The sequence below is a fragment of the Sphingopyxis sp. genome, assembly GCF_016704835.1.
Lineage (GTDB): Bacteria > Pseudomonadota > Alphaproteobacteria > Sphingomonadales > Sphingomonadaceae > Sphingopyxis.
Map to the genome: position 1 here is coordinate 92,075 of NZ_JADIZJ010000022.1, position 13,244 is coordinate 105,318.

Below are 13,244 nucleotides of genomic sequence, written 5' to 3' on the forward strand. Positions count from 1 at the left end.
GCATCCCTCCAGCGATGGCGTCGTGGACCCCGGATCACGTCCGGGGCGACGATGGTTTAGCTGGCGGGCGTGAGCTTGGTGATCCCGCCCATATACGGGAGCAGCGCCGCCGGAATATCGACACTCCCATCCGCCTGCTGATAATTCTCCAGCACCGCCACCAGCGTCCGCCCGACCGCCAGCCCCGACCCGTTGAGCGTGTGGGCGAATTCATTGCTCTTGCCGCCCTCGCGCCGGAAGCGGCTGTTCATGCGCCGCGCCTGGAAATCGCCGCAGTTCGAGCAGCTCGAAATCTCGCGATAGGCGTTCTGGCCGGGCAGCCACACTTCGAGGTCATAGGTCTTGCGCGCCGCAAAACCCATGTCGCCGGCGCACAGCAGCATCTTGCGATAGGGCAGCTCAAGCGCTTCTAGGATCGTTTCGGCGGCGCGGGTCTTGCGTTCCAGCTCGGCATCGCTGTCTTCGGGGCGAGTAATCGAGACCAGCTCGACCTTCCAGAACTGGTGCTGGCGGATATAGCCGCGCGTGTCGCGCCCCGCCGACCCGGCTTCGGAGCGGAAGCAGGGGGTGAGTGCGGTCATGCGGATCGGCAGGTCGGCCTCGGGCAATATCTCTTCGCGCACCGCGTTGGTCAGGCTCATCTCCGACGTCGAGATCAGCCAGCGGCCATCGGTGGTCTGGAACAGATCTTCGCGGAATTTGGGCAGCTGGGTGGTGCCGAACGCGGCGTCATCGCGCACCATCAGTGGCGTCGCGCATTCGGTGTAGCCCGCGTCAATGGTCTGCCGATCGATCATGAACTGGCCAAGCGCGCGTTCGAGCCGCGCCATCTGGCCGCGAAGAAATGCAAAGCGCGCGCCCGACATCTTGGCCGCGGTTTCGAAATCGAGCCCGAGTGCCGGGGCGAAGTCGGCATGTTCTTGCGGCGCGAAGTCGAAGCTGCGCGGGGTGCCCCAGCGCGAAACTTCGATATTGCCGTCTTCGTCCATTCCCTCGGGAACATCAGCGGCGGGCAGGTTGGGCAGCGCGGCGAGAATATCCTGCAGGGCGGCGAGCTGCTCACGCTCGGCATTTTCCTTCTCGGGCAGCGACGTCTTGAGCGTCGCAACCTCGGCTTTGAGCGCTTCGGCCTTGTCCTTGTCGCCCTGCGCCATTGCCTGGCCGATCAGCTTCGATACTTCGTTGCGGCGCGCCAGCGAGGCCTGAATCTCGGTCTGCAGCGCGCGCACCGACGCGTCGGCGGTCAGGATGGCGGCGGACAGGGGTTCGAGACCGCGGCGGACGAGGCCGGCGTCGAAAGCTTGCGGGTCATCCCGGATCAGGCGGATATCGTGCATGGGCGCGCTATGGCGTTGCTGGGCAAGGGGTGCAAGCCTGTCCTTGCCCGACCCTCCCTGCGGCGCAGCGATGCGCAGGATTGTCAGCCGGGAAGGCGGCGCAAGCCCGACGCGTCCATAAAAAGGGGCCGCCCCGAAAGGCGGCCCTGCAGTATGGTGGTCCGGGTTAGCCCCCCCCGACCTCCAGTGGATCGTTTACGCCGCGTCGACGTCTTTGTCGTTTTGGTTCGCCGCGCGACGGCGCGCGACCAGCGCCACGGCGGCGGCGCCGAACAACAGCATCATCGGCGGCGCCGGAACCGGGGTCGGGGTGCCCGACGAGCTGCTGGTGCTGCCGCCCGAACTGGACGATGAAGAAGAGGACGACGAGCTGCTGCTGGACGATGAGGACCCGGTGCTGCCCGTGCTGGTGCTGCCGGTTGAACCCCAGCTGCTGCTGCCACCGGTCGCGCCCGAAGAGGTTGCGCCGCTCGATGTGCTGCTGCTCGACGACGAAGAGCTGGACGACGAGCTGCTGGAACCACCCGAACTGCTGCTGGAGCCGCCCGAGCTGCCGCTGGAGCCGCCCGAGCTGCCGCTGGAACCATTCGAACCGCCCGAGCTGCCATGCGACGAGCTGCCCCAGCCCGAGCTGCCATGCGACGAGCCGCCCTTTGATGAGCTGCCGCCGCCCGATGAGGACGAGCTGGAAGAGGATGACGAGGACGACGAGCTCGACGACGAACTGCTGCTCGACGATGAGGTGCTGACATTGCCCGACGACGTCGAGACATTACCCGACGAGGTCGAAACGCCGCCGGTCGAGGTGCTGACGCCGCCGGTCGACGTGCTGACGCCGCCGGTTGACGTCGAAACGCCCCCCGTTGATGTCGAGACCCCGCCGGTCGAGGTCGAGACGCCGCTCGAGGTGCTCACGCCGCCGGTGGACGTTGAAACGCCGCCGGTCGAGGTCGAGGTGCTGACGCCGCCGGTCGAGGTCGAGACGCCGCCCGACGTGCTGCTGCTGGTCGTGCTGAGGCCGCCGGTCGTCGTTGAGGTGACCACGACGCTGCCGCCGCCGCCGCTGCTGCTGCCGCCAAAGAAACCGCCGAAGAAGCCACCGCCGATGCCGCCGCCAAAACCGCCGCCGATCACCGTTACGCCACTGCCGCCGCTGCCGCCGCCTTCAAAGCCGCCGCGCGGGAAGGGCGCGTAAGGGATCGGTGGCAAGGGAATCGTCTGGGTTACCACCTGCGTCTGCGGGGTCGCGGTGCGGATGATGCGCTTGGTCGTTACGACGCGGCGGATCCGCTTGACCGGCTTGCGCGCGGCATGGCGCTTGCGCACCACCTTTTTGCCGACGCAGGGTGAGCAGGACTTGACCGTCTGGGCACGCGCCTTGGGAACGTCGGTGATCTGCATCGCGCCGGTCCCGATCAGCGCACCACCGCAGGTGCAGGCGCAAAGCTTGGCGAGGGCCATTCGGACAGACATAGGTTTCTCTTTCTTTCCCGTTGCAGGTGCAAAGCGCCATCCACCGACACCCGTTTCACCTTCGCTATACCCCAAAAGGTCAAAGCTTTGCGAACACGGCAATTGCGTTAACCGCGTTTGCCTGTCCGACAGCGGGAAAAGGGCGCCGGAATCAACCCTAATGGCGCTTATTGTCCCAAAATAGTACGGAAACCGCAATGATTCTATGCGATTGGTTAATCTTCGGCCCTAAATCGGGCTCGCCCGTGGGGCACCGCGGCTCGCGATCGGCGGGCGGGAATCACCCGGAACACGCTCTTCGTTCAGCCGCGCTTCACGCCCCGTCGCTATCGGCTGCTTAGGCGCTTGTATCGAAACCAGCGGCTGGTTATAGGCGCGCCACTCCCTGCACCGCTTGGCGGGCCGCAGGGTGACAGGAAAGGACGCGAGAGCCCCTCATGCCGACCAAGATTGCCGATGTTGGCGCTGACGCGCTTCGCGCAGCCAAATCAAATCTCGATTCGGATTATGTTCCTCGCGACGACGAAGAGTTTATGAACGAGCGGCAGCAGGAATATTTCCGCGGCCTGCTGCTCGCCTGGAAAAAGTCGATCCTGTCCGAATCCGAATCGACCCTCGCGCACTTGCAGGACGGTCCCCTGCGCGAACCCGACCTTGCCGATCGCGCCTCGAGCGAGACCGACTGGGCGATCGAGCTGCGTACCCGCGACCGCCAGCGCAAGCTGATCGCCAAGATCGATTCGGCGATCCGCCGCATCGACGAGGGTGAATATGGCTATTGCGCGGTGACCGGTGAGCCGATCTCGCTCGCCCGCCTGCAAGCCCGCCCGATCGCAACGATGACGCTCGAAGCGCAAGAGCGCCACGAGCGTAACGAGCGGATTTCGCGCGAGGATTGATCTGCGCCGGCACGTGCCACAGCTTTGGCATGCCGGCAGTTTACGTTTCCGCAATGGCTCGGCGCTAGATACGCATCCCTGACAATCAACGCGGGGAATGGGTCGCAATGGATTCGCGTGGGCCGGTATCGGTAGATGAAGAAGTGGCGGCGCTATCGCGCGGCGCTGATCGGGACAGCCTGTTCATGCAGGCCGGGCTGATCCTGCCGGGTCGCGCCGATCCGGTGGTCGTGCGGGTGCGCAACCTGTCGCCGGGCGGCATGCTCGCCGAGGGCAAGATCCGCGTCGAACAGGGCGCGGCCGTCGAGATCGACCTCAAAAATATCGGGCCGGTGCCGGGCCGCATCATTTGGGCGGGCGAGGGCAAGTTCGGCATCGCGTTCGATCATCAGATCGATCCGCAGGCGGTGCGTCGTCAGGTGGTATCGCAGTCCGATCTGCCGCCGCATCTGCGGCGCTCGGGGCTGGAGCGGGGGCCGCTGTACCGCCGACGCTGATGCGTCCTGCATAGGGCGGCACCAGCGGGCGGTATCGGCCGGCGATCGTCAGGCGATCGCGAGCATCTCTTCCTTGAGTTTCAGTTTCTGCTTTTTCAGTTGCGCCAGCGCCGCCATGTCGGGCGCGGGACGCCGCTCTTCATTCGCAATTTTCTCGTCAAGGTTCGCGTGACGCGACTTCAGGGCGGAAAGATGCGACGTGCTCATGGGCCATTCTCCTTTTCGACTCGATTGGCAGGGCCGATTAAATCACGAAACGGGGCGAATGTCGTGACGATTCGCCGAGCCGGTCCCCGTTGCGGACCAGTGGTGAACGTGGCAGGGAAGCGGTCGTGAGCCACGACGAAATTACCCAGCGCCTGGAACTGTTACGGATCGAGCATCGCGACCTCGACGCGGCGATCATTGCGCTCGGCACGGCAGCGGTCCCCGACCAGTTGCAGCTCGCGCGGCTCAAGAAACGCAAGCTGCGGCTGCGCGACGAGATTGCGTGGTGCGAGGACCAGCTGGTTCCCGATATTATCGCCTGAATCAAAACGGGACGGTCGCGGGCCGCAATTTCATGGTTACCGCCATTGCATTGCCGCGCAGCCATGGCATCCATCGGTTCATGGTCGCGCGGCATTCAGACATCATGGCAATCGCAGTGCCGGTGCAGCGCGCGCAGGTCGAAAATCTTTATGTCGAGGCGATGGTCCTCGCCGACGAGGCGCACGCCGCCTTTGCAGCGCAGCGCGACCTGGGCGATATCGGGCGCGACGGGCTAATGCAGATCAGCCTGGCGTGCGAATCGCTCAAGACCACGACGCGGCTGATGCATGTCATCGCCTGGCTGCTCCACCGCCGCGCGATGATGGCCGGCGATCCGGGAGCGGGGCCGAACGACAGCGCGGCGCGGATCGGTGCGCCCGTTGAGGCCGACTGGGACGTCTGCGCGGGGTTCGAGGCGTCGGTGCGGCGGATCATCGCGGCGAGCGAGCGCTTGTTCGAGCGCATCGCGGGGCTGGAGGCGGGCTGGGATGCACCGCGGGCAGCAACGCCGGTGCAGCGCTTGCTGGCGCAGCTGGAAGCGCGGCTCTAGCAGAGCGCCAGGTCCGCTTTGGCGTGACGAGGCTGAGGGTGGACACAATTCGTCGCAGCTTGCCGACTACCCCAACCACTCCACCCACGCGCCATGGGCGTGGGCATGCGCCAGCTTCACCGCGTCGCCGCCCCGCGGCCAATATCGTACCACCAGCTCATGATGATGCACCGTCCGATTGGCTTCGAGTGCGATCCAAGCCAATGGGCGATCGGCACTCGCGCGTGCCCCCGCGGCTTCCATCGCCGCAGTGATCCGAACTTGTTGGTCAGCGGGGACATATTGCCAGACGATCGAATGCATCAGGACGCGCGTCGTCCCGTCTGCCTGTGGGCGCGCGAGTTCGGCCTCGACAAAGTCGGCGGCATTGGCATGGACCAGCTGCGGCGGCGCTGCGGTCGCCGCGGCAATCGCCGCCGCCATGCGCTCAAACCGGACATGATGTTCGGGCCAGATATAGGCTTTCAGGCGCAGCGCCTGCGCCGGATCGGTGAGGTCGACCGGCGCAACGTCGCAACCTTTCAAGCCCGCAAATTCGATCGCGTATTGCGGCGGATGGTTGCCGCGCCAGTCGGGGGTAAACGCCATCGCGCCGGGGCGCTGTCCGACATGCACGCCGCCCAGATCATAATGATAGCGGTCAATCATCAGATTGATCCCGGCGCTCGAGCCGATTTCGAGGCAGTCGAAACGCGGCGGCAACCCCTGATCAGCCAGCCACAGCATCGCGGCGATGAAGTTCGACGAGCGCCCCGCTTCGTTGGTCTGCGGCGGCCCATCCAGCCAGGGCAGCAGCGCCGCTTCGTGCCGCGCGACAACCCCGGCGACGATGGCGGCGTCGTTGAAATCCTCGGCATCGGCGTAGATCGGCGCCAGCTCATGCGCGCTGCCCGCCAGATGCAGCGCGTGGATGCCGCCCGCAGCGCGCAGCGGCAGCGCGTCGGCGAGCGGGGCGCCGCTCCAGTGGGCCATCCGGCGCGCAAATTCGCTGGCGGGCTTATCGAGCAAAGTTCCCAGCGCGGCGACGATGCGCGCGGTGATCGGCGCGTCATTGGCGCGGCAATAGAGCATCTGGTTGGCAAAGGCGGTGCGCACCGCCGCGGGCCCGCTCTGGGCCATGTCAACGAAGTCGTAGCGCTCGCTCATTGCCCTTTTTCCCTCCGCCGCCTATGTGCGCGACGCTTATGCCCGAACCGATCATCTTTGCCATCCCCAAGGGACGCATCCTCGACGAGGCGCTGCCGCTGCTTGCGCGCGTCGGCATCGAGCCGGCGGCCGATTTCTTTGACAAGAATAGCCGCGCGCTGGTGTTCGCGACCAACCAGCCGCACATCTCGCTGATCCGGGTGCGCGCGTTCGACGTTGCCACTTTCGTGGCGCATGGCGCAGCGCAGCTAGGCATCGTCGGATCGGACGTCGTCGACGAATTCGATTATAGCGAGCTGTACGCGCCGGTCGATCTGGGCATCGGCCACTGCCGCCTGTCGCTGGCGGGTCCGGCCGATGCGCCGCCGCCGGGGATGGGTGAAAGCCACATCCGCGTCGCGACCAAATATCCCGCGACAACGCGCCGCTGGTTCGCGGCGCAGGGTATCCAGGCGGAATGTATCAAGCTGAACGGCGCGATGGAGATTGCGCCGAAGCTGGGGCTCGCTTCGCACATCGTCGACCTTGTCTCGACGGGGCGGACGCTGGTCGAAAATGCGCTTGCCGAGCAGAAAATCATCAGCGACGTGTCGGCGCGGCTGATCGTCAATCGCGCCGCGTTCAAGCTGCGCTCGGCCGAAGTGCCGGCGCTGGTCGAGCGGTTCCGTCAGGCGGTCGGCGATGCGGCGGCTTGATGCTTCCGCGCCCGGCTTTGCGGCCGAATTCGACGCGCTGGTCAACGATCGACGCGAGAGCGATCCGGATGTGTCGGCCGATGTCGCGGCGATTATTGCGCGGGTGAAGGCCGAGGGCGACGCCGCGCTCGCCGATTTTACCGCGAAATTCGACGGCTTCGATCTGGATGCGAGCGAGTGGAGCATTTCGAAGGCTGAGTGCGCTGCGGCTTATGCGGCGCTCGTGCCCGAACTTCGCGATGCGTTGAACCTCGCGGCGGACCGCATCCGTGCCTATCACGCCGCGCAGCTGCCCGAGGATCGCGACTATCGCGACGCGACGGGTGCACGGCTGGGCGCGCGCTGGAACGCGGTCGACGCGGCCGGGGTCTACGTCCCCGGCGGACGCGCCGCCTATCCCTCATCGGTGCTGATGAACATCCTGCCCGCGAAGGTCGCAGGCGTCGGGCGCATCGTGATGATGACCCCGACACCGGGCGGCGAAATCAATCCGGTGGTGATGGCTGCGGCGCATATCGGCGGGGTGGACGAAATCTGGCGGATCGGCGGGGCGCAGGCGGTTGCGGCGCTGGCCTATGGCACCGACAGAATCGCCCCGGTCGATGTCGTCACCGGCCCCGGCAACGCGTGGGTCGCCGAGGCGAAGCGCCAGGTCTATGGCGTCGTCGGGATCGACATGGTCGCGGGGCCGAGCGAGATCGTTGTCATTGCCGACGCGCAGAACGACGCGCAGATCATCGCCGCCGACCTGCTGAGCCAGGCCGAGCATGACCCCACAAGCCAGTCGATCCTGTTCACCGACGATGCTGCCTTTGCCGACGCAGTTGCCGCCGCGGTCGACGCGACCATCCCGACGCTTGGCACCGCTGCAACGATGCGCGAAAGCTGGGACGCCAATGGCGCGATCATTCTCGTCCCGGCGCTCGCCGACGCCGTCCCGCTGTCCGATCGGCTCGCTCCCGAACATCTCGAACTCGCGGTCGATGCGGCCGACGCCGATGCCCTGTTCGCCAAGGTGCGTCATGCCGGCTCGGTCTTTCTTGGCCGCCAAACCCCCGAAGCGATCGGCGATTATGTCGCCGGTCCCAACCATGTGCTGCCGACCGGTCGCCGCGCGCGTTTTTCGAGCGGGCTGTCGGTCAGCGATTTCATGAAGCGCACCAGTTTCCTCGCGCTCGATGATGCCAGCCTTGCCGCGATCGGCCCCGCTGCGGTAGCGCTTGCCGGAGCCGAGGGGCTTCCCGCGCATGCGCTGTCGGTCAGCCAGCGTCTCAAGTAGAAAAGAACCATGAACAAACGCTCCCAGTCCCGCTCCGCCGCCCGGCTCGCCGCCGTCCAGGCGCTCTATCAGCACGAGATGGAGGCGACCCCGGTCGCCAAGCTGATCCACGAATTCCATCAGCACCGCATCGGCGCGACGATCGAAGACGCCGAATATGCCGGCGCCGACACCGAGTTTTTCGACGATATCGTAAAAGGCACGCTGGCGCGGTCCGAAGAGATTGATGCGGCGATCATCACGCGACTGGCCAGCGGCTGGTCGATGGAGCGGCTCGACCGCACGATGAAGGCGATCCTGCGCGCCGGCGCCTATGAACTGATGGCGCGCGGCGACGTGCCGGTCGGCGCGGTGGTCAGCGAATATGTCGATGTTGCGAAGGCGTTTTTCGACGCGCGCGAAGCCGGGTTTGCCAATGGCCTGCTCGACGCAATCGGTAAGGATGTGCGCAAATAGTTAAATACTTCCGGTGGCGAAGCCATGGGGAGGGGGACCACTCGCCAAGCGAGGGGTGGAGGAGCGGCAACGCTGCGCCGATGCCCCTCCGTCAGCGCTTCGCGCTGTCACCTTCCCATCGCTGCGCGGCAGCGAGGACTGCACGCTATCTTTTATACCGCATCACTATCTCCTAAGCTGGGCACCATGTCCGAAGCCGATTTCATCGCCCGCCTGCGCGCCATCGCCAGCGACCCCGCCGCGCGCGGGCTCGCGGACGATGCGGCGGAGTGGGAAGGATTGGTCCTCACCCACGACATGATCGTCGAGGGCATCCACTTCTTGCCCGACGACACCGCGCAGGACGTTGCGTGGAAACTCGTTGCAGTGAACCTGTCGGACTTGGCCGCCAAGGGCGCGGCGCCGGTCGGGGTGCTTGTCGGGTACAGTCTCGGCGACGATGATTGGGACGCCGCCTTTGTCGAGGGGCTCGACCTGGTGCTGCGCCGTTTTGGAATCATCCTGCTTGGCGGCGACACCGTGCGCGTTCCCGCGGGCGCCCCACGCAGCTTTGGGCTGACCGCGATCGGCCGCGCGCCGCCTGGCGGGGCGCCGTCGCGATCGGGGGCGCGACCGGGCGACCAGCTGTGGGTCACGGGGTCGATCGGCAACGCCGGACTGGGACTTGCGATGCGGCTGGGGCAGGAGGATGCGAACGAGACCTGTCTTGCCGCCTATCGCCGCCCGCAGCCGCAACTGACCTTTGGGCAAGCAGTGGCGCCGCATGTCCATGCGATGATGGATGTGTCCGATGGACTTCTGATCGACGCGCAGCGGATGGCCGAAGCGAGCGCGTGCGAGTTCGTGCTGATGCTGGAGGCGGTGCCGCTGTCGGCGGCCTTGCTCGCGGTGCGCCCCGATGTGGTCGATACGCGGCTCGCGGCGGCGACCGCAGGTGACGATTATCAGCTGTTGTTTGCTGCCGATCCGGGGGCGACGGGAGCGATCCGTGACATCGCGGCGGGACTGAATGTCATGGCGACGCCGATCGGCCATGCCGGAGTGGGCGCGGGAATCGTGCTGACCCACCGCGCCAAGCGTATCACACTGCCCGAGCGTCTCGGTTTCACGCACTGACGCGAAACCGTTACAAAAGTGCCGAAAAACCGGACTTGCCCTTGGCTTTCTTTCTTCCCATAACGCGGCGTCCAAATTTAGGGGCGGTCGCATCAGGGGAGAGGGCGAACCGGCAATCATGGTCGGACGTGCTCGACTGTTCACCTGGGTCCGCCCCGTTCTAGGGGAAGGAAATTCATGATTGATCCGGTTATGATCGCGATAGCGTGCGGCCTTATCGCCGTGCTCTATGGCTTCATTACCTCCCGCCAGGTGCTCAGCGCCTCGCCGGGTAATGAAAAGATGCAGGAAATTGCTGCCGCTATCCAGGAAGGCGCCAAGGCCTATCTGGGCCGTCAATATCGCACCATCGCCATCGTCGGCGTCGTTGTCGCCATTCTTGTCGGGATATTCCTCGGCGCGATTTCGGCGACGGGCTTTGTCATCGGTGCCGTGCTTTCCGGTGTCGCCGGCTTCGTCGGCATGAATATCTCGGTGAAAGCCAATGTCCGCACCGCCGCCGCGGCGCAGACCGGGCTGCAGGCCGGTCTGACCATGGCGTTCCGCGCCGGCGCGATCACCGGTATGCTGGTGGCGGGCCTTGCGCTCCTCGCGATCTCGGTCTTTTTCTGGTATCTGATCGGTCCCGGTGGCTACACCGTCGGCGGTGACGACCGTACCGTGGTCGATGCTCTCGTCGCGCTCGCATTTGGCGCTTCGCTGATCTCGATCTTCGCGCGTCTGGGCGGCGGTATCTTCACCAAGGCCGCCGACGTCGGCGCCGATCTGGTCGGCAAGGTCGAGGCGGGCATTCCCGAGGATGATCCACGTAACCCCGCCGTCATCGCCGATAACGTCGGCGACAACGTCGGCGATTGCGCCGGTATGGCCGCCGATCTGTTCGAAACCTATGTCGTGACCGTCGGCGCCACCATGGTGCTGATGGCGCTGTTGCTGAAGGGCGCGGGCGATCAGCTCCTGCCGCTGATGAGCCTGCCGCTGCTGATCGGCGGCGTCTGCATCATCACCTCGATCATCGGCACCTATTTCGTCAAGCTCGGCGGCGGCAACAACATCATGGGCGCGATGTACAAGGGCTTCCTGGTTACCGCGGTCCTCTCGGTCCCGGCGATCTGGTTCTCGACCAACTATGTGCTGCAAGGTGACATGGCGACCGACATCACGGGTCAGACGTTCAATGGCAGCGACCTGTTCTATTGCTCGCTGCTCGGCCTGGTCATCACCGGCCTGATCATCTGGATCACCGAATATTACACCGGCACCAACTATCGCCCGGTGCGCTCGATCGCCAAGGCTTCGGAAACCGGCCACGGCACCAACGTGATCCAGGGCCTCGCGATCAGCCTTGAATCGACCGCGCGCCGACGCTGGTGATCTGCGCCGGCATCATCATCGCCTTCCAGATCGCGGGTATCGTGGGCATCGCCTTTGCGGCCACCGCGATGCTGGCGCTGGCCGGCATGGTCGTCGCGCTCGACGCTTATGGTCCGGTCACCGACAACGCCGGCGGCATTGCCGAAATGGCGGGCCTCGACGATTCGGTTCGTGAAAAGACCGACCTGCTCGACGCCGTGGGCAACACGACCAAGGCCGTGACCAAGGGCTATGCCATCGGTTCGGCGGGTCTTGCCGCGCTGGTGCTGTTCGCCGCCTATACCAACGACCTTCGGCGAAGTTCTTCCGACCGAGCCGCTGACCTTCTCGCTGTCGTCGCCCTATGTCATCGTCGGGCTGCTGCTCGGCGCGCTGCTGCCGTATCTGTTCGGTGCGTTTGGCATGACCGCGGTCGGCCGGGCGGCGGGCGAAGTGGTCAAGGATGTTCGCGACCAGTTCAAGAACAACCCGGGCATCATGACCTATGAGAGCAAGCCCGACTATGCGCGCACGGTCGATCTGGTGACCAAGGCGGCGATCAAGGAAATGATCATTCCTTCGTTGCTGCCGGTTCTGGCGCCGATCGTCGTGTTCTTCGTGATCCGCGCGGTTGCGGGTCCGGCCGCGGCGCTCGAAGCGCTCGGCGCGCTCCTGCTCGGCGTCATCGTCAGCGGCTTGTTCGTCGCCATCTCGATGACCTCGGGCGGCGGCGCATGGGACAATGCGAAGAAATATATCGAAGACGGCAACCACGGCGGCAAAGGCAGCGAGGCCCATAAGGCCGCGGTGACCGGTGACACCGTTGGCGATCCGTACAAGGATACCGCGGGCCCCGCGGTCAACCCGATGATCAAGATCACCAACATCGTGGCGATCCTGCTCCTCGCGGCGCTGGCCAACGGCGCGGTTTAATCCGCGCTGCCTGCGGGCAAAGAAAAGCCCCGCCGGAGCGATCCGGCGGGGCTTTTTCTTGGCAATCTTGGCGACGGCGGATCTCGACGGTGCGTCAAAACGCGAGGTTGAGATCCCGGCCTTCGCCGGGATGACGATAAAGGCGGGGAATTAACGGTTCGCCTTCATCTGCGCCGCATACCCCGCCTGCACCATCGCGCTCATCCGGTCGAACAATGCGTCGGGGTCGCTGCGGCGCAGCGCCGCGATGGCGGCCTCGGCGCCTTCTGCGATCACCAGTTCGCGCGTCCCGGCCTCGACCGCGGCCAATATTTGCGCGGCGGCGAAATCGGGCGACAGGCCGTTGTCGATCGCGGCGTCGCTTTCACCCCGCACCGAACCATCGGCGTTGAGCGCGTTGCGGCTGACGTTGGTCTGGACCGATCCTGGCGCCACGACGAGCACCTTCAATCCCAGATGGCCATTTTCTGCGCGCACGCTGTCATGATAGCCGATCAGGCCGTGTTTGGCGGCGCAATAGGCGCTGCGCAGCGGGATCCCCGCGATGCCCGCGACGCTGGAGATCGCGACGATCTGGCCGCCGCCCGCGCCGACCATGCGCGGCAGCAGTTGCTGGGTCAGCGCGATCGGGGCGAGCAGGTCGACCGCGACAATCTGTTGATAGACAGCAAAGTCGGTGTCGATCGCCAGGCTGCGCTGCGAGATGCCGGCATTGTTGACCAGCCCGTCGATGCGGCCGTGCCAGCGCCATGCCTGATCGGTGATCGCAGGAAGGGCATCATAGTCGGTCGCCTCGAACGGCAGCACCAGCGTCGCGGTATCGCAATCGGCGGCAACCGCCTCCAGCGCGCCGACATTGCGCCCCGACAGGATCAGCTTTGCGCCCCGCGCCGCCAGCGCCCGCGCCAGTGCCGCGCCGATTCCCGACGAGGCGCCTGTAATCCACCAGATCTGATCGTTCATACCCGCTCCCACTCTT

The 13,244-nt window shown here is 65.6% G+C and carries 13 protein-coding genes and 1 pseudogene; 10 read left to right on the forward strand and 4 right to left on the reverse strand.

The window, feature by feature from the left end; all coding sequences use genetic code 11:
- Positions 1–56: 56 nt before the first annotated feature.
- On the reverse strand, positions 57–1,337 hold the full coding sequence (gene serS / locus IPF76_RS20370) for a serine--tRNA ligase (RefSeq protein ID WP_293847503.1): 1,281 nt from the start codon (positions 1,335–1,337) through the stop codon (positions 57–59).
- A 310-nt stretch (positions 1,338–1,647) separates the two neighbouring features.
- On the opposite strand from serS, the gene IPF76_RS20375 reads away from it, so the two are divergent.
- The 3 genes from IPF76_RS20375 (at position 1,648) to IPF76_RS20385 (ending at position 4,206) form a co-directional block, all read left to right on the forward strand.
- Positions 1,648–2,532 (forward strand): hypothetical protein, encoded by an 885-nt coding sequence (locus IPF76_RS20375; RefSeq protein ID WP_293847504.1) that lies wholly within the window; start codon positions 1,648–1,650, stop codon positions 2,530–2,532.
- Between the two features lie 715 nt (positions 2,533–3,247).
- Complete coding sequence (dksA, locus tag IPF76_RS20380) at positions 3,248–3,709, forward strand: RNA polymerase-binding protein DksA (RefSeq protein ID WP_293847505.1); 462 nt, start codon at positions 3,248–3,250, stop codon at positions 3,707–3,709.
- A gap of 107 nt (positions 3,710–3,816) precedes the next feature.
- Entirely contained in the window at positions 3,817–4,206 is a 390-nt protein-coding gene (locus IPF76_RS20385) for a PilZ domain-containing protein (protein WP_293847506.1), read from the forward strand.
- A gap of 48 nt (positions 4,207–4,254) precedes the next feature.
- Here IPF76_RS20385 and IPF76_RS20390 read toward each other — a convergent pair whose 3' ends face one another.
- Complete coding sequence (locus IPF76_RS20390) at positions 4,255–4,413, reverse strand: DUF465 domain-containing protein (RefSeq protein WP_137752415.1); 159 nt, start codon at positions 4,411–4,413, stop codon at positions 4,255–4,257.
- 125 nt (positions 4,414–4,538) lie between these two features.
- Here IPF76_RS20390 and IPF76_RS20395 point away from each other — a divergent pair, with 125 nt between their 5' ends.
- Positions 4,539–4,736 (forward strand): DUF465 domain-containing protein, encoded by a 198-nt coding sequence (locus IPF76_RS20395; protein ID WP_293847507.1) that lies wholly within the window; start codon positions 4,539–4,541, stop codon positions 4,734–4,736.
- 32 nt (positions 4,737–4,768) lie between these two features.
- A complete protein-coding gene (locus IPF76_RS20400; protein WP_293847508.1) occupies positions 4,769–5,287 on the forward strand; it encodes a DUF1465 family protein in 519 nt (172 codons plus the stop codon).
- Between the two features lie 66 nt (positions 5,288–5,353).
- On the opposite strand, the gene IPF76_RS20405 is transcribed toward IPF76_RS20400, so the two are convergent.
- Positions 5,354–6,433, reverse strand: coding sequence for a DUF2332 domain-containing protein (locus IPF76_RS20405; protein ID WP_293847509.1), 1,080 nt, complete (start codon positions 6,431–6,433; stop codon positions 5,354–5,356).
- A 38-nt stretch (positions 6,434–6,471) separates the two neighbouring features.
- On the opposite strand from IPF76_RS20405, the gene hisG reads away from it, so the two are divergent.
- The 5 genes and pseudogenes from hisG (at position 6,472) to IPF76_RS20430 (ending at position 12,265) form a co-directional block, all read left to right on the forward strand.
- Entirely contained in the window at positions 6,472–7,128 is a 657-nt protein-coding gene (gene hisG, locus IPF76_RS20410; RefSeq protein ID WP_293847510.1) for an ATP phosphoribosyltransferase, read from the forward strand.
- Complete coding sequence (gene hisD, locus IPF76_RS20415) at positions 7,115–8,407, forward strand: histidinol dehydrogenase (RefSeq protein WP_293847511.1); 1,293 nt, start codon at positions 7,115–7,117, stop codon at positions 8,405–8,407. Before hisG ends, hisD begins: the two co-directional genes overlap by 14 nt.
- A gap of 9 nt (positions 8,408–8,416) precedes the next feature.
- A complete protein-coding gene (nusB, locus tag IPF76_RS20420) occupies positions 8,417–8,863 on the forward strand; it encodes a transcription antitermination factor NusB (RefSeq protein WP_293847512.1) in 447 nt (148 codons plus the stop codon).
- Positions 8,864–9,049: 186 nt separating this feature from the next.
- Positions 9,050–9,979 carry a thiamine-phosphate kinase gene (gene thiL / locus IPF76_RS20425; protein WP_293847513.1) on the forward strand — a complete coding sequence of 310 codons (930 nt, stop codon included), beginning with the start codon at positions 9,050–9,052 and terminating at the stop codon, positions 9,977–9,979.
- Between the two features lie 180 nt (positions 9,980–10,159).
- Positions 10,160–12,265, forward strand: a pseudogene (locus IPF76_RS20430) (sodium-translocating pyrophosphatase).
- 150 nt (positions 12,266–12,415) lie between these two features.
- On the opposite strand, the gene IPF76_RS20435 reads toward IPF76_RS20430, so the two are convergent.
- Positions 12,416–13,228, reverse strand: a complete 813-nt coding sequence (locus tag IPF76_RS20435) for an SDR family NAD(P)-dependent oxidoreductase (protein ID WP_293847514.1) — start codon at positions 13,226–13,228, stop codon at positions 12,416–12,418.
- Between the last annotated feature and the right edge of the window lie 16 nt (positions 13,229–13,244).